At 43.9% G+C, this 19,479-nt stretch carries 21 protein-coding genes; 1 reads left to right on the forward strand and 20 read right to left on the reverse strand.

Annotated features, from left to right (window positions below; translation table 11 throughout):
* Positions 1-33: 33 nt before the first annotated feature.
* A complete protein-coding gene (locus MKY15_RS04810; RefSeq protein WP_067213089.1) occupies positions 34-303 on the reverse strand; it encodes a sporulation transcriptional regulator SpoIIID in 270 nt (89 codons plus the stop codon).
* Between the two features lie 75 nt (positions 304-378).
* Between MKY15_RS04810 and MKY15_RS04815 the strand changes: the two genes are divergently transcribed.
* Positions 379-504: a hypothetical protein gene (locus MKY15_RS04815; protein ID WP_342539171.1), complete on the forward strand. Its 126-nt coding sequence runs from the start codon at positions 379-381 to the stop codon at positions 502-504.
* A 342-nt stretch (positions 505-846) separates the two neighbouring features.
* Here the strand turns inward: MKY15_RS04815 and MKY15_RS04820 are convergent, their stop codons facing one another.
* The 19 genes from MKY15_RS04820 to rpiB form a co-directional block, all read right to left on the reverse strand.
* A complete protein-coding gene (locus MKY15_RS04820) occupies positions 847-1,506 on the reverse strand; it encodes a M23 family metallopeptidase (protein WP_067213098.1) in 660 nt (219 codons plus the stop codon).
* Between the two features lie 10 nt (positions 1,507-1,516).
* Positions 1,517-2,485: a stage II sporulation protein D gene (gene spoIID, locus MKY15_RS04825; RefSeq protein WP_067213100.1), complete on the reverse strand. Its 969-nt coding sequence runs from the start codon at positions 2,483-2,485 to the stop codon at positions 1,517-1,519.
* 380 nt (positions 2,486-2,865) lie between these two features.
* Entirely contained in the window at positions 2,866-4,164 is a 1,299-nt protein-coding gene (murA, locus tag MKY15_RS04830; RefSeq protein ID WP_067213102.1) for a UDP-N-acetylglucosamine 1-carboxyvinyltransferase, read from the reverse strand.
* A 417-nt stretch (positions 4,165-4,581) separates the two neighbouring features.
* Entirely contained in the window at positions 4,582-4,818 is a 237-nt protein-coding gene (locus MKY15_RS04835) for a DUF1146 family protein (RefSeq protein ID WP_067213105.1), read from the reverse strand.
* 104 nt (positions 4,819-4,922) lie between these two features.
* The gene (locus MKY15_RS04840; protein ID WP_067213107.1) at positions 4,923-5,330 is read right to left on the reverse strand and encodes a F0F1 ATP synthase subunit epsilon; all 408 of its coding nucleotides are present in this window, start codon (positions 5,328-5,330) and stop codon (positions 4,923-4,925) included.
* A gap of 145 nt (positions 5,331-5,475) precedes the next feature.
* A complete protein-coding gene (atpD, locus tag MKY15_RS04845; protein ID WP_067213110.1) occupies positions 5,476-6,891 on the reverse strand; it encodes a F0F1 ATP synthase subunit beta in 1,416 nt (471 codons plus the stop codon).
* A 44-nt stretch (positions 6,892-6,935) separates the two neighbouring features.
* Positions 6,936-7,793 carry an ATP synthase F1 subunit gamma gene (gene atpG / locus MKY15_RS04850; RefSeq protein WP_067213113.1) on the reverse strand — a complete coding sequence of 286 codons (858 nt, stop codon included), beginning with the start codon at positions 7,791-7,793 and terminating at the stop codon, positions 6,936-6,938.
* A 72-nt stretch (positions 7,794-7,865) separates the two neighbouring features.
* Positions 7,866-9,374 (reverse strand): F0F1 ATP synthase subunit alpha, encoded by a 1,509-nt coding sequence (atpA, locus tag MKY15_RS04855; RefSeq protein WP_067213115.1) that lies wholly within the window; start codon positions 9,372-9,374, stop codon positions 7,866-7,868.
* A gap of 25 nt (positions 9,375-9,399) precedes the next feature.
* Positions 9,400-9,939, reverse strand: a complete 540-nt coding sequence (locus MKY15_RS04860; protein WP_067213118.1) for a F0F1 ATP synthase subunit delta — start codon at positions 9,937-9,939, stop codon at positions 9,400-9,402.
* Complete coding sequence (atpF, locus tag MKY15_RS04865) at positions 9,936-10,466, reverse strand: F0F1 ATP synthase subunit B (protein ID WP_231885853.1); 531 nt, start codon at positions 10,464-10,466, stop codon at positions 9,936-9,938. Before atpF ends, MKY15_RS04860 begins: the two co-directional genes overlap by 4 nt.
* Positions 10,467-10,640: 174 nt before the next feature.
* Positions 10,641-10,853: a F0F1 ATP synthase subunit C gene (atpE, locus tag MKY15_RS04870; RefSeq protein WP_067213121.1), complete on the reverse strand. Its 213-nt coding sequence runs from the start codon at positions 10,851-10,853 to the stop codon at positions 10,641-10,643.
* 67 nt (positions 10,854-10,920) lie between these two features.
* Positions 10,921-11,631 carry a F0F1 ATP synthase subunit A gene (gene atpB, locus MKY15_RS04875; RefSeq protein WP_067213124.1) on the reverse strand — a complete coding sequence of 237 codons (711 nt, stop codon included), beginning with the start codon at positions 11,629-11,631 and terminating at the stop codon, positions 10,921-10,923.
* A 121-nt stretch (positions 11,632-11,752) separates the two neighbouring features.
* Complete coding sequence (locus MKY15_RS04880; protein ID WP_067213126.1) at positions 11,753-12,124, reverse strand: ATP synthase subunit I; 372 nt, start codon at positions 12,122-12,124, stop codon at positions 11,753-11,755.
* A 584-nt stretch (positions 12,125-12,708) separates the two neighbouring features.
* Positions 12,709-13,830 carry a UDP-N-acetylglucosamine 2-epimerase (non-hydrolyzing) gene (gene wecB, locus MKY15_RS04885; RefSeq protein WP_067214075.1) on the reverse strand — a complete coding sequence of 374 codons (1,122 nt, stop codon included), beginning with the start codon at positions 13,828-13,830 and terminating at the stop codon, positions 12,709-12,711.
* A 19-nt stretch (positions 13,831-13,849) separates the two neighbouring features.
* A complete protein-coding gene (gene upp, locus MKY15_RS04890) occupies positions 13,850-14,479 on the reverse strand; it encodes a uracil phosphoribosyltransferase (protein ID WP_067213129.1) in 630 nt (209 codons plus the stop codon).
* 91 nt (positions 14,480-14,570) lie between these two features.
* Positions 14,571-16,727 (reverse strand): EAL domain-containing protein, encoded by a 2,157-nt coding sequence (locus MKY15_RS04895; RefSeq protein ID WP_342539172.1) that lies wholly within the window; start codon positions 16,725-16,727, stop codon positions 14,571-14,573.
* Positions 16,728-16,800: 73 nt separating this feature from the next.
* The gene (gene glyA / locus MKY15_RS04900) at positions 16,801-18,051 is read right to left on the reverse strand and encodes a serine hydroxymethyltransferase (RefSeq protein WP_342539173.1); all 1,251 of its coding nucleotides are present in this window, start codon (positions 18,049-18,051) and stop codon (positions 16,801-16,803) included.
* A gap of 192 nt (positions 18,052-18,243) precedes the next feature.
* Positions 18,244-18,741 carry a TIGR01440 family protein gene (locus MKY15_RS04905; protein WP_255428720.1) on the reverse strand — a complete coding sequence of 166 codons (498 nt, stop codon included), beginning with the start codon at positions 18,739-18,741 and terminating at the stop codon, positions 18,244-18,246.
* A 255-nt stretch (positions 18,742-18,996) separates the two neighbouring features.
* Positions 18,997-19,434, reverse strand: coding sequence for a ribose 5-phosphate isomerase B (gene rpiB / locus MKY15_RS04910; protein ID WP_067213140.1), 438 nt, complete (start codon positions 19,432-19,434; stop codon positions 18,997-18,999).
* Between the last annotated feature and the right edge of the window lie 45 nt (positions 19,435-19,479).

The raw sequence follows: 19,479 nt of genomic DNA on the forward strand, positions 1-19,479 counted from the left end.
GGATCGCAATGAGTCTGCGATCCGCCTTTCATCCTAACTGCTTCCTACTTTTTTCGTTTCGTTCATCCATTTAACTCTCGTCGCCTCGCCGCCCCGTAAATGTCTGACAGACTTATGATAGGCAAGTATTTTTGCGACTTCTTCAGACAGTGCCACATCGACGTTAGGCAAACGTTCCGTCAAATCTTTGTGGACCGTGCTTTTCGAATAGCCTGTCGCTTTTGCTAACGCCCGTACGGTAAGTCCAGTTTCCAGCAACATTTTTCCGAGGCGCACGCATCGCCTCCGTATTTGCTCGTGCACGCCCTCTTCCTTTCGTGTCAGGTCCGATTCTTCCTTTATCTTATGCAATTAATGGGCTTGATATGCGGGCGGTCGTTGAGGGACAGTAGATTAGTTGGCGTGCGGATATTATCGGGTGGCGTGGGATATGATCGATTCGGTGGTGGTTATGATCGTGTGGCGCGGGATATGATCGATTCGGCGGCGGTTATGATCGGGTAGCGTGGGATATGATCGCTTCGGCGGTGGTTATGATCGGGAGGCGCGGGGTATGATCGCTTCGGCGGTGGTTATGATCGGGTGGCGCGGGATATGATCGGATCGGCGACGGTTATGATCGGGTCGCGTGGGATATGATCGATTCGGCGGTGGTTACGATCGGACAGCGTGGGATATGATCGATTCGGCGACGGTTATGATCGATTCGGCGGTGGTTATAATCGGACGGCGTGGGATATGATCGATTCGGCGGCGGATATGACCGGTTCAGCGTTGGATATGTCTGATTTCACCAAAAAAAAAGCCACTCCGGATTGATTCGGGAATGGCTGGGAACGTGCTGTTTTAAAATGCAAGATATGAGCGCGGATTGACGACTACTCCATCTTTTTGGACTTCGAAATTAATGTGAATACCGACTGTACTATTCCAATCGTTTTCTGCAGCGGTGCCGAGCGCTTGGCCCTGATCCACCTCTTCACCTTTTTTAACGAGAATACCTGAGACGGATCGATAGATTGTTTTCAACCCATCTGCATGAGAAAGTATGATTTCATCACCTTTAAATGGGTCTAGCACGACATCCTCCACGGTGCCGCTTAGTGAAGCGACGACTTCGAATGGCTTGCCTTGTACTGAAATGGTTACGCCAGTGTTCATCACATATTGCTGATCGAATACGAGCATAGCACTTTCACGCATGGCTTCCTCTGCATCTACATCATAATAATCTTGCAGAATGGCCACATCATCAATGAGCGCTTCAGGAAATGGATATTTAGGCATTTCCTTTACAGCGTTCGTCTCGACCGTCAATCCGTCTTTAGGGTCCTTCCCTGCAACGTCCGCAAATCCTGGGGCATCATCTTTCATGAATGCATTATAACCCCAGATCATGCCGACGAAGACGATTGCGATACCCGAATAGACTACAGGCCAAAACCAGCTTTTTGTCTTTGCACTTTTGTTCTTCTGAGAAGGGGCTTTCGGTTTTTCTTCTCGCATTGTCATCACCTCACTCGCTATTATTTGCAAGTGAAGGAGTTTTTAAACATTGGGAATCAAGTAATGTGAATTTTTTTATTTGCGTGCCTGTGTAATAGTGTAAAAGAATTTTCTCGGCTGCCCATCCTTTCTGAGCATATGCTTCTGCTCCATATTGACTCATCCCAACTCCGTGACCATATCCTGTCGTTGTTACATGCACTATTTTATTTGTCACATCAAATGCGATATCAAAGTCCGTGGATGCTAGTCCCAATAATTCACGCACTTCCCTACCACTCGCTTGAAATTCAGAAGTTACGACTTTTTGGACACGGCCCGTTGGATTGCGTACAAGTTGTAACGACCTGAAACTATCGGCATTCCACTTGCCCCCGATTGTTTTATTCCATTTAGCCAGCGGAATTTCGGCTGTTCGTTCTACCTTTGCCTCAACGTCCCCCTCCCCGGGACTTTCCACACTTTGTAGATAGGGAATATCATTGCCGCTAAAGTTTTGTGCTGTCTCAGTCTTCCCATTAGATGTGGAAAAAAACATTGCCGATATCATTTTGTCTTGATAAACAATGGTATCTCCCGCAGTCGCTTCCACCGCTGCACGCACTTTCTTTTCATTGCGCTTAAATTCTTTTCCCCATCGCTCTTTCCGTTTCTCCTCTGACGAATAAACTTGTGCGGAAACGTCAGGAGCAATTGCCTTTTTGCCGTTATCTGTTGTCTGGAGTGCATATGTACGGGCCGCAATCGCTTGAGCTTTTAGCGCCTCTTCCTGGAACGTTGCAGGCATTTCAGCTGCGACGACCCCCACTACATATTCCTCAAGCGAGATTGGCTTGTCCGCACCGGCAATCATAATGTCTACAGGGCAAAGTTCCACTTTCTGTTCTCCGGGCTCAGTGACTTTTTCGGGCGTCTGCCTCAATAATAGAGGGATGAAAAATAGAAGTATAATGAATAACGCTGTTAGTAGTTTGTCCATGATTAATTATATGAATCATATTGGGTTTTATTCCTGCTTTTTTGGGCATACTAGCGAAAGTGCAGGACTCCGTCTAGATGCGACAAGCATAAGATGGGTAAAGGAAGGCAGTCTAAGTTCGCGACGTCGTGTCGCAATGCCTGCATCCTGCACAGACCCAAGCGACGTTCTTTGTCCGGGAAGGATGCAGTTCAATCCTTTCTAGCTGGGTTGACTTATGCCTCGAGCGTAGTCTAGAGGTGAGCGAAAGTGCAGAGTATCATTACAAACGTAGGCAGTCTACGTGCAGAACATCCTGCCCGTATAATTACATAAAATGAAATGCGAAAAAGGCCGCAGTCAATGCTCTACAGCCTTTTCCAAATACGTATTGAATTTGATTAAACGAGTTGTGCTGATTTTTCCGTTTGCATTTCCGGTGAAACACGGACGATATCCGCTCCAAGTGCAGCAAGTTTACCATGGAAATTCACATATCCGCGGTCAAGATGCTCCAGTTCAGTAACACGAGTAACGCCTTCTGCTACAAGTCCTCCAAGAATAAGGGCTGCAGCTGCACGAAGATCCGTAGCCGCCACTTCAGCGCCTTGAAGTTCAGATGGTCCTGTAATAATAACCGATCTGCCTTCGATTTTAATAGAAGCATTCATGCGGCGGAATTCTTCAACATGCATGAAACGATTTTCAAAAACTGTTTCAGTTATGATACCAGTACCCGTCGACGTTAGCATAAGCGCCATCATTTGGGACTGCATATCTGTTGGGAAACCTGGATGTGGCATTGTTTTCAAATCTACGGATTTCAAAGGCAGTTGTGCAGTAACGCGAACTCCTTCATCTAATTCCGTAATTACGACGCCCATTTCGCCCATTTTCGAAATAAGTGCAGCATTATGCTCAGGTACGGCATTTTCAATGATGACATCGCCACCTGTAATTGCAGCTGCTACCATGAATGTACCTGTTTCGATACGATCAGGTATAATATGATGAATTGTGCCATGTAATTTATTGACGCCTTCGATTCGGATATTATCCGTACCAGCTCCAACAACTTTACCGCCCATTTCATTAATAAAGTTGGCAAGGTCTACAATTTCAGGTTCCTTCGCCGCGTTTTCAATGATTGTCGTTCCTTTAGCCAATGCCGCTGCAGTCATGATATTTTCAGTTGCACCGACACTTGGGAAATCGAGATAAATTTTAGCGCCTTTCAAACCGTTTTCCGCTTTCGCTTCAACGTGCCCGTGGCCAAATGTAATTTCTGCTCCCATCGCTTCAAAGCCTTTTAAATGTTGGTCAATTGGTCGAGATCCAATTGCACAACCACCAGGCATTGCAACGCGTGCAAAGCCATTACGCGCAAGTAGTGGGCCCATGACAAGAATAGATGCACGCATTTTCCGTACATATTCGAACTGTGCTTCACTTGAAAGCGTACCCGAAGAATCGATAATGACTTCATTTAATTCAGGTGTATAATCCACATTCGCATTTAAACTTTTCAGTACTTGATTTATTGTCCCAACGTCTGATAGATTTGGGACGTCACGTATTACGTTTACACCCTCTGATGCAAGAAGTGCAGCCGCAAGTATCGGTAATACTGCGTTTTTAGCGCCCTCGACTCGAACGTTTCCTTTAAGTACACGTCCACCGTTGATAATTATTTTATCCAAAACAAGTCCCTCCGACTCCTAAGTTGTAGCCAAACATGTTGTAGTTATATATTATTTTCGCAAAAAATTCATCATCAAAACATATACTATTCTACAGTGCCCTTGCTTATTAAACAAGTAACGTCTGGTCTATTTTTCGGTCTAAGCGCCAAGTAGTTTATACTATGTGCACTTTTGCCGTTTTGTGTCATAATAGCTCTCCGCTTGTCACTTAAGTTCCCCGTATTAAGTAATAACAAACCTTACATTAACACAAAGTGATGAATTTCATGTCATCGCCCCGAATACGAATTTCTTTATCAAGTCATAGTAGTATTCTTACGGAGACATCTACGGCTTTTTCGTATACGCGGCGACTACATGTATCTTATCAACTCATCGTATAAAAAGTACATATATTGAATCGAAATTGAAACTTTAGCCAAACATAAATGGAAGTCTTCCTGACCAATAGGATAGCTCTAAAAAGAAATTCGATACTGCCCAACCCATTAAAATACTGAGTAAAATGAACAATAATTGTGCTTGGAAGACACGGTTCTTTTTAATAATTTTTTCTGGCATGATTGCCTGTAGTGCATAAAATGAGATGGCTATAAAAAAAGTATGCGATACGATGGCCAAAAGTGGTTGAAATGCAATTATGTCGCCCATTTGAAGCCCTCCCTTGTTCATTAAGCTAGAATTGAAGATTTGGTATGACTACATTGAAAAGGCGAACAGAAGAATTTTTTCCCCTGTCCGCCCACATCAACAACTCATTTTTTTCTTGTTTCGTAGACATTGATACGATTGAGGGCACGTTCTAAATCCAGTGCCGCTAATTCGTGTTCTCTGCCTTCTTTTTTTGCCTGAAGTGTCTCTTCTGCTAGTTTCGCCGCTTTTTTAGCACGGTCGATATCAATAGAAGAAGCCAGTTCTGCACTTTGTGCTAAAACAGTGACAACATCCGGACGGACTTCGATGAAACCGCCATGAACGGCAATTTGTTCCGTCGAATCATCCTTCTGCAGGCGAAGCCCACCGATTTGAAGCGGTGCGACCATCGCGATGTGGCCGGGAAGGATCCCGATTTCACCTGTTTCGGTAACTGCGATGATCATGTTCGCTTCAGTTTCAACAACAGGGCCGTCGGGAGTGACGATATTGACTTTAATTGTCTTCATTTTTTTCCCTCCTGGTCCCTTCTAATCAAGTACGCCTCGGTGTATTTACACCCAGTTTTTTATCGAGTAAGCCCAATAAAAATCTGTGACATCCGCCTGAGGCTATAATTCAATTCAGAAGGGGTTAGAATCCTGCTGAATTGAATTAAACTTCAACACCCATACCTTTAGCTTTAGCAATTACGTCTTCAATCGTTCCAACAAGTCGGAATGCGTCTTCTGGAAGGTGATCGTACTTACCTGCAAGAATTTCGCTGAAGCCTTTAATTGTTTCGGAAACCTGTACGTAAGATCCTTTTTGTCCTGTGAACTGCTCAGCAACGTGGAAGTTTTGTGACAGGAAGTTTTGAACACGACGTGCGCGTCCAACTAACTGCTTATCTTCTTCTCCAAGTTCATCCATACCTAGTATTGCGATGATATCTTGAAGTTCACGGTAACGCTGAAGCGTTTGTTGAACTTGACGTGCAATGTTGTAATGCTCTTCGCCAACGATTTCCGGGCTTAATGCACGTGAAGTCGAAGCAAGTGGGTCAACCGCAGGGTAAATACCCATTTCAGAAAGTTTACGCTCAAGGTTCGTCGTTGCGTCAAGGTGAGCAAACGTCGTAGCAGGAGCCGGGTCAGTATAGTCATCCGCTGGTACATAAATTGCTTGGATAGACGTAACAGAACCTAAGTTTGTCGATGTAATACGTTCTTGAAGCATACCCATTTCCGTTGCCAGTGTCGGTTGGTAACCAACTGCTGATGGCATACGGCCAAGTAGTGCTGAAACTTCAGAACCCGCTTGTGTGAAGCGGAAAATATTATCGATGAACAGAAGCACGTTCGCGCCTTGTACGTCACGGAAATGTTCTGCCATTGTAAGACCAGTTAATGCAACACGCATACGTGCACCAGGTGGCTCATTCATTTGACCGAATACCATTGCCGTTTTCTTAATAACGCCGGAATCTGTCATTTCGTAGAACAAGTCATTACCTTCACGAGTACGTTCTCCAACGCCTGCGAATACGGAAATACCACCGTGTTCTTGAGCGATGTTATTGATCAATTCTTGTATTAGAACTGTTTTACCTACACCAGCACCACCGAAGAGGCCGATTTTACCGCCTTTAATGTATGGAGCAAGCATGTCAACAACTTTAATACCTGTTTCAAGAATTTCAACTTCAGTTGAAAGTTCTTCGAATACTGGAGCTAAACGGTGAATCGGGTCGCGGCGTTCTGAAGCCGGGATTTCCTCACCAAGGTCAATAATCTCTCCAAGTACGTTAAATACGCGTCCTAGTGTAATGTCACCAACTGGGACAGTAATCGAAGAACCCATATCATCAACTACAGTACCACGTTGTAGACCATCTGTTGAAGACATCGCAATAGTACGTACAGAATCATCCCCGAGGTGTAGCGCGACTTCAAGTGTCAACGTTTCAGGCTCAGCGTTTGGACGTTCAATTTGGACCTTCAATGCGTTATAAATAGATGGAAGTTGTCCGTCTTCAAACTTAACGTCAACAACCGGACCCATTACTTGAAGAACATGTCCTTTATTCATACTTTTTCCCTCCTGTCTTACTCTTTGCCGTACAGTGCCCACTCTTATTCAAGAGCTGCGACGCCGCCAACGATCTCCGTAATTTGTTGCGTGATCGCAGCTTGTCGTGCACGGTTGAATGAAAGTGTTAAAGAATCTATCAAATCAGCTGCATTATCAGTAGCAGTTTTCATCGCTGTCATACTGGAAGCATGTTCACTCGCTTTTCCGTCAATTACAGCTCCATAAATAAGGCTTTCCGCGTATTGCGGCAGAAGCACTTCAAGAATTGCTTCGCCTGAAGGCTCAAACTCATATGAAGTAGTAGCGGCAGTCGATGTGATGTCAGTGAGCGGAAGCAATTTCTTTTCCGTCACTTCACTTGCGATGGCGGAAACGAAGTGGTTGTAATACAAGTACACTTCGTCATACTCGCCTTCTGTGAACATGCCAACAGCACGCTTCGCGATATCTTTTATTTCGTCGAAAGAAGGATGGTCAGATAGACCGATCTTACTTTCAGCTATGTTGAAACCTAGTCTTTCGAAATAGTCGTGGCCTTTTTGTCCGATTGAAATGATGCTCACTTCTTCTTTCGAAGTGTGGCGTGTTTCAATCGCACGTTTTGCTATACGTAGGATGTTAGCATTGTAACCCCCTACAAGTCCACGGTCAGATGTAATCACGATATAACCTGTCTTTTTAACAGGTCTAGATATCATCATCGGGTGACTCAAGTCACTTGTTCCAGCTGCGATTGAACCTACAACTTCTTGAATTTTTTCCATGTATGGGATGAACGCTTTCGCATTCAGCTCGGCACGGCTTAATTTAGAAGCAGAGACCATTTGCATTGCTTTCGTAATCTGACTTGTCTTTTTCGTCGATTTAATACGGTTTTCTATGTCGCGTAAAGATGCCATTGGCAATTCTCACCACCTTTTGTTTTTTTTGGTCACTTTGACGAAGAACGTCAAATTTGATTCCAACTAGAATTATTCAGAACGTGCGAAAATCTTCTTGAATGCGTTGAGTGCTGTTGCCATCAATTCATCAGCTGGAAGGTCTTTCGTCGTACGAATATGATCTAAAACGTCAGTGTGGTTAGTTTCAAGCCAGCTTAAAAGTTCGCTTTCGAAACGAAGAATATCTTTGACAGCGATATCGTCAAGGAATCCACGTGTCAATGCGTAAAGAACCATAACTTGTTGCTCAACTTTAAACGGTTTATTCAAGTCTTGCTTCAAGATTTCAACTGTACGCGCTCCGCGATCCAGTTTCGCTTGAGTTGCAGAATCAAGGTTTGAGCCGAATTGTGAGAACGCTTCAAGCTCACGGTATGCCGCAAGGTCAAGACGTAGTGTACCCGCAACTTTTTTCATTGCTTTGATTTGCGCTGATCCACCAACACGGGAAACTGAAAGACCGGCGTTAATCGCTGGACGTACACCCGAGAAGAATAGGTCAGATTGAAGGAAAATTTGTCCATCAGTGATAGAAATTACGTTCGTTGGAATATAAGCAGAGATATCTCCAGCTTGTGTTTCAACGAATGGTAATGCCGTGATAGAACCTGCACCAAGTGTGTCATTCAACTTCGCTGCGCGTTCAAGTAAACGAGAGTGAAGATAGAAAACATCACCAGGATAAGCTTCACGGCCTGGAGGACGACGAAGTAGTAAAGAAAGTTCACGGTATGCCGCTGCTTGTTTAGATAGATCATCATAAACGATTAGAACGTGCTTACCATCGAACATGAATTCTTCAGCCATTGTTATTCCTGTGTATGGTGCAAGGTATAGTAATGGTGATGGTTGTGAAGCAGACGCCGTAACAACGATTGTGTAATCAAGTGCGCCGTTTTTACGAAGTGTTTCAACAACACCACGAACTGTTGATTCCTTTTGTCCAATTGCTACATAAATACAAATCATATCTTGGTCAGCTTGGTTCAGAATTGTATCGATTGCAACTGTCGTTTTACCTGTTTGACGGTCACCGATGATCAATTCACGCTGTCCGCGGCCGATTGGTACAAGTGCATCAATCGCTTTAATACCCGTTTGTAGTGGTTCATGAACGGATTTACGCGCCATAACCCCTTGTGCTGGGCTTTCGATTGGACGTGTTTTTGTCGTATTGATCGGACCTAATCCATCAACTGGTTGCCCAAGTGGATTTACAACGCGTCCGATTAATTCTTTTCCAACTGGAACTTCCATAATACGGCCTGTTCGACGTACTTCATCGCCTTCTTTGATGTCTGTGTAAGGCCCTAGGATAACGATACCAACGTTGTTCGCTTCCAAGTTTTGAGCCAGACCCATGACGCCAGTTGAGAACTCTAAAAGTTCCCCAGCCATGACGTTGTCGAGGCCATGAGCACGTGCGATACCGTCACCAATTGCGATAACTGTACCGACTTCGCTCACTTTCATCTCAGATTGATAATTTTCAATCTGCTGTTTTATGAGAACACTGATTTCCTCAGCTTTGATGCTCATGCATGTCACCCCTCAAATTTCAGATTTATGAACCGATAAGATCCCGTTCCAGTCGCTCAAGCTTCGCGCTTACGCTGCTGTCGTAGATAATGTTACCAATTTGAAGACGGATGCCTCCAAGTAAGCTCGGATCGATGATGTTTTCAATTCGCAATGCTGTTTTACCAATCTTTTTGGCGAATGCAGTAGAGATAGCTTGGCTTTCATCAACTGTAAGCAGACGTGTAGAATACACTTTCGCGTCAGCGATGCCTGCTGCATCATTCGCATAAGAGATAAACTCGTTAACAAGGTTTACAACCTCGTCTATGCGTTTTTTATCGAGCATTAGGAACAAAGTATTCAAAATGAGCTGATTCGCGCCTTTGAATGAATCTGCCATAAGCTCTTTCTTTTTTGCTGATTTTAATCTCGGTGATTGAAGTAATTGACCGAGCTCTGGATTTGTTTGGAAAACTTTTTTCAATTCAAGAAGATCTTCTTGAATTGCGCCAGTTTGTCCGTTTGTTTGTGCTAGTTCAAACAATGCTTGTGCATAGCGTTTTGCTACAACCGATTGGCTCATCGCCCTTCGCCTGCCTTCGCAATCGTTTCTTCAATCAATGCACGATTATCTTCCTCGGAAATTTCTTTACCGAGCACTTTAGATGCTGCAAGGATAGAAAGAGATACGAATTCTCCGCGAACTGCCGCGATCGCTTTGTCTTTTTCAGATGCAATTTCAAGAGTTGCTTCTTCTTTCATACGACCCACTTCTGAACGAGCAGCTGTGATGATTTCTGTACGTTGAGTTTCGCCTTGCTTACGGGCATTTTCAACAATCGCCTGAGCGTTATTACGCGCTTCATTCAAAAGGTTACGCTGTTCTTCAAGAATCTTTTGTGATTCTGCACGGCTCTTTTCAGCCGATTCGATTTCATTTGCAATCAACTCAGCACGTTGATCCATGACACCCATAAGTGGGCCCCAAGCAAACTTCTTCAGAAGAAGCATGAGAATCGTGAAAAACGAAAGTGTGACAATTATATCACCAAGGTTTATTCTGTCGTTCAGTTTTGCTAAGAATCCTGGATCGGCTACATCTGCTGCCAATAGGACGAAGGTATCCAAAAACACGATTGTTTCACTCCCTTCAAGAGCTTATAATTCATCGAATATAGTTAGTTGTTCATTATTTCGTAAGTTGTGTTACACATTTTTCTCCATAAAGGAATGGCGAAGGACTTTGTAGTGCGCTCTTCGCCATTTTGTTACTGTTGGTAATTATTATTTGTTCATAACGATGAACGCTACTACTACTGCGATAATAGGAATCGCCTCAACTAGTGCAACACCGATGAACATTGTTGATTGAAGAACGCCACGTGCTTCTGGTTGACGAGCGATCCCTTCAACTGTTTTTGAAACGATAAGACCGTTACCGATACCTGCACCAAGTGCACCAAGACCGATTGCGATTGCAGCTGCTAATAAACCCATAGTATAATTTCCTCCTAATATTTTCGAGTTTTTTTGTTTGTTCACCCGTTAAACGGGCAGTATATGTTTAATGGTCTGTTTTGACTTTATGCGCCATATAGACCATCGATAACATAACAAAGATGAATGCCTGGATTGCTCCGATAAAGATCGAGAACCCTTGCCAAGCGAGTGCTGGAACCAGGGCGCCGACAAAGCCGTAGACACTTCCTGCTCCAAGTGTTGCAAGAAGACCAAGTAGGACCTCACCTGCATAGATGTTACCGTAAAGACGCAGACCAAGTGTCAGCGTGTTTGCAAACTCCTCAATTACTTTCAATGGGGCCATAAATGGCATTGGTTTTAAATAACCTTTCCCATATTCTTTGAGGCCCAATAATTTGATACCGTAGTAATGCGATAAAACAACGACCATTGCAGCAAGTGTCAATGTGACTGTTGGATCTGCCGTTGGTGATTTCCACCACAGCACGTGATTCACTTGAATAGAGAATGGAAGTCCGATTACGTTGGCTACGAAAACAAACATTAATAGCGTTATTCCAAGTACATGGAAGCGCCCGCCTGTTTTCCAGTCCATATTGTTCTTAATAATACCTTTTACGAAATCCATGATCCATTCCATAAAGTTCTGCATACCCGTAGGTTTCAGTTGCATTTTACGTGTTGCAATGAATGCGATAAGGAATACAATCAGGCACGTGATGAAAAGCATAAGGACGTTTGACAAGTTAAATGTCAATCCGAGCCACACTCTCGTCGGATTTTCGTGGGTCACGTTTCGTTCACCTCCCTTTCACAATCGGTTTAAGCATTTTCTGAGAAACAGAAAAGTTCGATGTTAGCTCATTTCTTCGAAAAAGCAAAAATCGATGTAAGCTCTTTTCTTCGAAAAAGCTTTAATGGTTTTTTGTACGGAATATAATCCCATCAGCCAATAGCAGGATGTAAGGAATCATAAGCCCGATAACCGAACTAACCAGGTTAAAATGTTCCGGCAGCGAAATCGCGACTGCCGCCGCAGCCACACCGGATGCGAAACGCATCAGCGTTCCAAGTGATGCTCTTTTCTTACCCTCCGTAAAAATCTTGTCGAATCTCTCCATTCTACGGACAAGAATCCAAAAATTATACAATCCGAACAGAGATCCGAGAATTAATCCTGCGAAAATCGGCTTCAAATCAGTTAATGCCCACCCTAGAACGAACAATGCGAGCAAAAAAAAGAGAGCCTTCTTTTGCTTTCTATGAATTTCTTGCAATGTTTGCATGTAGGTGATTCTCCTGATTCGTATTTCCAAATTGTATGGAGCCTTGCAACTTCGATTGAGATAAGGCTTAGTAGCAAGCAAATCACAAGAAAAAGCGGGGTGGTCCCGTTTCGCTGTCCAGCCAGTTATTTGTCCAGTCTAAGCAGGCCGCTTACACTATTCTTGGCAAGACTCTGAAAAGGATGGAACCTGTAAGTTGTGCGAGTATTGTCGAATGGAAGGCAATTCGGCAGATGCTGCGTTTAATCAAATGCATGATGCTATTTAAGCCTCTGCACATCCGTCAAAAAACGATAGGATGCTAACACAGCCTTAACATTCACATTATGTCGCCGTTTCATATATGAAAACCCTATCATTCTTACCCTTTGTAAGCATACAATAGGCATATTTTGATGTCAATTGATTACAGTGAAATTTTTCACAAAGACTTCACATTGTCAAACATTCGACAAAATTGGAAGGTTGTTCGATGAATATTAATGGTTTTGGGTTTTCCATTAGGACTTTCCCTATTTTCTTGAAATTCCATGACCCTATTCCAAAAAAATACGACCGGATTTATCCGGTCGTCGTGCTACTTGTTATTCTATAGAAGATAAGTACTCTTTCAACGCTTCAACGATTCGTTCAGAAGCGTGTCCGTCACCATATGGATTGGACGCTTTTGCCATTCTGCTGTATTCTGCTTCATTGGTTAAAAGTTCATCCGTCAATGTGAAGATTGTTTCTTCATCCGTGCCGGCCAGTTTTAGTGTCCCCGCTTTAATACCTTCCGGGCGTTCGGTTGTATCGCGCAAGACGATAACCGGTTTGCCAAGTGAAGGCGCTTCTTCTTGGATACCACCTGAGTCCGTCAAGATAATGTGTGATCGTGCTGCAAAATTGTGGAAGTCAACAACTTCAAGCGGTTCGATCAGATGAATACGGTTGTTGCCTCCAAGAAGTTCATCAGCTACTTCGCGCACTGCCGGATTCATGTGAACAGGATAGATGACTTGGATATCATCATGTTTCACAAGTAACCGGTTTATAGCACGGAACATGTTGCGCATTGGTTCGCCAAGGTTTTCACGACGATGTGCAGTTAGTAATATAAGCCTGTCCGTTCCGATTTTATCGAGAACAGGGTGTGAGTACTCTTCACGCACTGTCGTTTGAAGCGCATCAATCGCAGTATTTCCCGTGATATAGATGCGATCTTTCGATTTTCCTTCGGCTATCAAATTGTTAGCCGATTGTTCTGTCGGTGAAAAATGAAGATCAGCAATGACGCCTGTTAGCTGTCGATTCATTTCTTCCGGGTACGGTGAATATTTATCCCACGTACGAAGCCCTGCTTCAACATGTCCAACCGAAACTCGGTTGTAAAACGCTGCAAGTCCACCGATGAAAGTCGTCGACGTATCTCCGTGGACCAGTACGATATCGGGTTGCGCTTCTTTCATGATACGGTCAAGCCCTTCGAGTCCGCGTGTTGCAACATCAACAAGTGTTTGCCGATCTTTCATGATATTAAGATCAAAATCTGGTGTGATACCGAATGTGTGAAGCACTTGGTCCAGCATTTCACGATGTTGCGCTGTAACCGTCACAATCGATTCGATGTCGTCCGAATGCTTTTGCAATTCCAACACAAGCGGAGCCATTTTAATAGCTTCCGGCCTTGTACCGAAAATCGTCATCACTTTCCATTTCTTTGTCAATATCTTCACGCCTTCCAAATCATTTTGTTCCGAATAGACGGTCGCCAGCATCACCAAGTCCTGGTACGATGTAGCCTTTTTCATCCAATTTTTCATCCATCGCAGCGATATAAATATCCACATCAGGATGTGCATCTGTCAATGCTTTCACACCTTCTGGAGCAGCAATTAGACACATGAACTTAATGTTTTTCGCACCGCGGCTCTTCAACGATTCGACCGCTGCAATTGCAGATCCGCCCGTTGCAAGCATCGGATCGACGAGAATGAAGTCACGTTCCGATACATCGGAAGGTAGTTTTACGTAATATTCGATGGGTTGCAACGTTTCAGGGTCACGGTACAGGCCGATATGTCCTACTTTTGCTGCTGGAATTAATTTTAGAATTCCATCTACCATACCAATACCTGCACGTAAGATTGGAACGATTCCAAGTTTCTTGCCTGCAAGTACGCTCGATTTAGCTTTACAGACCGGCGTTTGAACTTCCACTTCCTTAAGTGGAAGTTCGCGCGTGATTTCGTAAGCCATAAGTGTCGCTACTTCATCGACAAGCTCACGGAATTCTTTCGTTCCTGTCTCGATATCACGTATGTACGTAAGTTTATGTTGGATAAGTGGATGGTCAAAAACATGTATTTTCGGCATTAATATTCGCCCCTTTATTAGAATGTCCTGTTCATTATAACAGATATATTCCAGTTCAGGTACGCTAGACATCTGACTACTTAATGTCTAACTATTCGGCAAGCAATCGCTGAATTTCTTGCAAAGGCATTGGCTTATAATAGTAGAAACCCTGCCCCACTTTACAGCCTAGATTACGTAAAATTTCAATATGTCTTTCCTCTTCGATTCCTTCTGCAACTGTTGTCAAATTAAGGTTTTCAGCCAGTTGAATGATTGTTCTGACGACTGCGAGCGTGCCCGGTTCATCAAGCTCACTAATGAAACTTCGATCAATCTTCAATTCGCAAAGAGGTAATTGAGGCAAATAGCTGAGCGAAGAATAGCCGACACCAAAATCATCGACGGATATTTCAAAGCCTGCCGCATTTAGTGCACGAAAAATCGATTTCGCCTTTTGTATGTCAACGAGTCCGATACTCTCCGTCATTTCCAACATAATATACTCGGGTGAAAGGTCATGGTTATCAGCTAGCCTTATTAACTTCTCGACGAAAGTCCGGTCAAAGAAATGGTGGACAGAAATATTGACGGCCACCTGATACATCTTTTCACCTGTCTTTTGACGTTTCCGCAGCCATTCCATTACTTTTGATAATATAATTATTTCCAGTTCAATGATTTTACCCATATTTTCAGCGGCTGGGATGAAAAGATTCGGCGGAACTGGGCCTAGCACCGGTGAAAACCAGCGAGCAAGCGCTTCGAAGCCAATGATTGCTCCATCTTTCAAATCGACTTTGGGCTGAAGGTAGACATCGATTTCCTGTGCATTGAGTGCTTTCGATAGTTCATTGACAATCTTCATTTCTTTGATTGTTTCTTCGTTTTGAAGATCCCTGTAAAATGACATCGCATTGCCAGGCTTCTTTTTCGCGTCTGACATAGCTATATCCGCCCGGCGCAGCAGTTCCTCTTCACTTTTTTTGTCACCTTCGGAAAATGAAATTCCGATTTTCAGTGTGATAAACAGTTCCTGTCCCGCAACAATGAACGGTTCCGTAACAATCGTACCTAATTCGAAAAGATAGTTCCCTTCACCGCTTTCACCCGTTATAACGAGTGATGCACTTGAAAAACGCCCGATAAAGTTCGAGTTTCTTTTCCCTGCTTTTTCGATTCGTTTGCCCAGCTGGATAAACAATTCATCGGCTGCATTTCTTCCATATAGGTCAACTATTTTTGCGTATTCACCTGGTTCTATGACCGCAACAAAATGGCCTTGACCATCTAAGAGATTATGTTTAAGTTGGTTCAAAAACGCATGACGGTTCGGCAATCCTGTTTGCGGGTCAGTAAAAGCAAGCCTGCGATACTCTGCCTGCTGTGTATAATGCTTTCTCGTCATTTGGACAATCGGGACCATCTTTTTGAGAAACTGAATTTGAGTTTCTGTTGGATTTCCGTTTTTCTTCACGAACACCGTTACGAGTCCGTCCATTTCATCTTCACTGTCAAATGTCGGAACCGACCAGTTCGAATGGAAATCAATTACCGGTTTTTCTCCTTGTAGAACTTTCTCTTGATTATTTTCCATGACTATCACATCTTCTGATATATAACTGGTTTCAAGTGCCTCATTATCCAATATTTCTCCAAGCAATTGATCAGGTACTGAATCCGCTGCTCCAATGTACCACCCATCATTTTGCTCTTTGAAAAGAATCGAACATACAGACCCTTTTGGAAAGAAAGATTCGACAACGGTTCCTATCTTTTGTAATAAATCAGAGAGTTCTGCTCCCGTATTTATCCCTAAAAAAATCTCCTCTTGTAATCGAAGTAGGGATTCGTCTTTTTTCCGTTCCGTCACATCTAAAATGAAAGAAGAGGTAAATAAAACTTCCCCTTTTTCGTCGACGAGCGGCTGGATGACAAGCTCATTCCAAAATGGAGTACCGTCTTTTTTATAATGAAGGATCTCGGCATTCGCAGGCATTCCCTTGCGAAGTTTCTTATTAATTTCCTCAATAAGCTCCATGTCGGTTTCTTCGCCTTGCATGAATCGCAAATTTTGCCCAATTACTTCTTCGGACGGGTAGCCCGTAATTTCTGTAAATGCTTCATTGATAAAAACAACTGGATCGTCTGAAACAGATGGATCCGTCAAAATGAAACCTGTTCGAAAACGACTTCCAAAACGTTGAAGCCAATTAAACAATATTGCTTTTTCAGCTTTTTCAGTCTGTGTTTTTCTAGGATTACCCATCATTCAACCCCCCTTCAAATGAAAGAAAAAATAAGCCGCCATCCATATTGATAGCGGCTTATTTCTTTAGATATTATGCATATAGCGGAAATTTGTCCGTCAATGCGGTAACACGTTGCTGAGCTTCTTTTTTCACAGCTTCGTCTTCATGATTTTTCAGAACCTTCGCCATGATCGATGCGATTACTCGCATTTCTTCTTCCTTGAAACCACGTGTTGTAACAGCTGGTGTTCCAAGTCGTACTCCCGAAGTAACAAACGGGCTTTCAGTGTCATATGGAATCGTGTTTTTGTTCGTAGTGATGCCGACTTCATCTAGTGCGTGCTCTGCAATTTTACCCGTGATTTCAAGTGAACGCAGGTTAAGCAAAACCAAATGGTTATCTGTTCCGCCTGATACGATGTCTACACCTTCAGCTATTAGCGCTTCAGCTAATGCTTTCGCATTGCTCTTCACTTGTTGGATATACGTTTTGAATTCCGGTTTCTGTGCTTCGCCAAATGCCACCGCTTTTGCAGCTATAACGTGCATCAATGGTCCACCTTGAACTCCTGGGAAGATTGACTTGTCAAGTTTACGACCAAATTCCTCTGTAGAAAGAATAAGTCCACCACGAGGTCCGCGTAATGTTTTATGCGTTGTCGAAGTGACGAAGTGTGCATGCGGAACTGGGTTTTGATGTTCGCCGACTGCTACAAGCCCTGCGATATGCGCCATGTCGACGAATAGGTACGCGCCCACTTCATCCGCAATTTCACGGAACTTAGCAAAATCAATTTCACGTGGATAGGCACTCGCACCCGCTACGATCATTTTCGGCTTATGCTCAAGCGCTTTTTGACGGACATCTTCGTAGTCAATTAGCTCATCTTCCTTGCTCACTCCGTAATCAACAAAGTTATACAATTTACCTGAGAAGTTAACTGGGCTTCCGTGTGTCAAGTGACCGCCGTGCGAAAGATTCATACCAAGAACTGTATCTCCAGGCTCAAGTACTGCAAAATAAACAGCCATATTTGCTTGTGCACCAGAGTGCGGCTGAACGTTTGCATATTCCGCGCCGAAGATTTCTTTCACTCGGTCACGTGCAATATTTTCAACGACGTCGACATGTTCGCAACCGCCGTAATAGCGTTTGCCAGGGTAGCCCTCAGCGTATTTGTTCGTTAAATAAGAACCTTGTGCTTCCATAACTGCTTCTGTTACGAAGTTTTCAGATGCAATTAGTTCAATATTTGACTGTTGACGCTTTTTCTCCGCCATAATCGCTTCGTATACTGCCTCATCTTCACGTTGTACGTTGCCCAATTTGTTCAATTCCATATTATCATTCCCCTTCATCATCTATTTTTTTGTCCAGTCTACAGCGGCCAGACGCTCGGAGGCCCACACGAAGTGGGTCATGCGGCGGAGAGGGATTGAACTGCATCCCTCTTTGTTGCCACAGGAAGTGGCGATATTAGGCAGCGTTCCTTTTCCGTCTTGCGCCTGTCGCGTCTATGCGGGCCGCTTCCGCTATTCTAAATATGTTGCTCTAATTCCACCTATTAACTTCGGTCTGGTTGTTGCGACCGTGACAACTGCATTGCCGATTTGCCCAATTGATGTGCGTAAAGGGACAGCAACCCGTTTCAAATGCATGCCGATTAATGTTTGTCCAATATCGATGCCTGCACTTGCGCGAATTTCCTCTACAACTACAGGGTCATTCATATGCTGATAGGCGTAGGCCGACATTGAACCACCCGCATCTATCATTGGAATGACTGAAACTGGCTCTAGCATGAACTTTTCAGCCGCGTGACGTTCAATTGTCAGCGCCCTGTTAATATGTTCACATCCTTGGAATGCAAGAAATAGTTTATGTTTTTTGGCAAAGTCTTTTAAGGGGTCGTATAGCGCTTTTCCAATTTCAAGCGCCCCTCCAGTGCCGATTCGTTTACCGGCAATTTCAGAGGTCGAGCAGCCGATGACGAAAATTGTGCCCGGTATAAGGTCTGTCTGTTCAGCCATTTCCGCTAAAAGTTGCTCGAGTTGAAGCTTCCATAAATTCAAAGCGTCCACTTTATACCACCTGCCTTCTTATGGTGTCTAGCTCCAGCGCCTAGCCCCTCGGGTCGCTTCAGTCTTGCCGAAAAGGCAAAGGACGCCTTTGTCGTCAAGACTTCCAGCGCTTTTCGGGGCTAATCAGGCGCTTGGGCCCACACGAAGTGGGTCATGCAGTCGTTGCGACACGATGTCGCGAACTTAGACTGCCTTCCTTTAAATTTAGTTTTCCAGTTCCATGAGCTTGCCGATGCGGCGCTCATGGCGTCCGCCTTCGAATTGCGTGTTTAACCAAGCTGCAACTACTTCCCTTGCATGACCTGGTCCGATGACACGTTCTCCCATCGCAAGGATGTTTGAGTCGTTATGCTGCCTTGTGGCTTTCGCACTGAAGACGTCATGAACAAGCGCACAGCGGATACCTTTTACTTTATTTGCTGCAATAGACATGCCAATCCCTGTTCCGCAAATAAGAATACCTCGGTCGAAATCTCCCGATGCTACTCCATTTGCGACGGGTGTCGCATAGTCCGGAAAGTCAACTGCCTCATTCGAATCCGGACCAAGATCTACAAATTCCAATCCTAACTCTGCTAATAACTTGATAATTTCCTGACGAAGATTGTTTCCGCCATGGTCTGAAGAAATCGCGATTTTCACAGGATCCCTCTTTTCATAATATACTCACAACTCATTCTATCATTT

The sequence above is a fragment of the Sporosarcina sp. FSL K6-1540 genome (assembly GCF_038620285.1).
GTDB classification, from domain to species: domain Bacteria; phylum Bacillota; class Bacilli; order Bacillales_A; family Planococcaceae; genus Sporosarcina; species Sporosarcina psychrophila.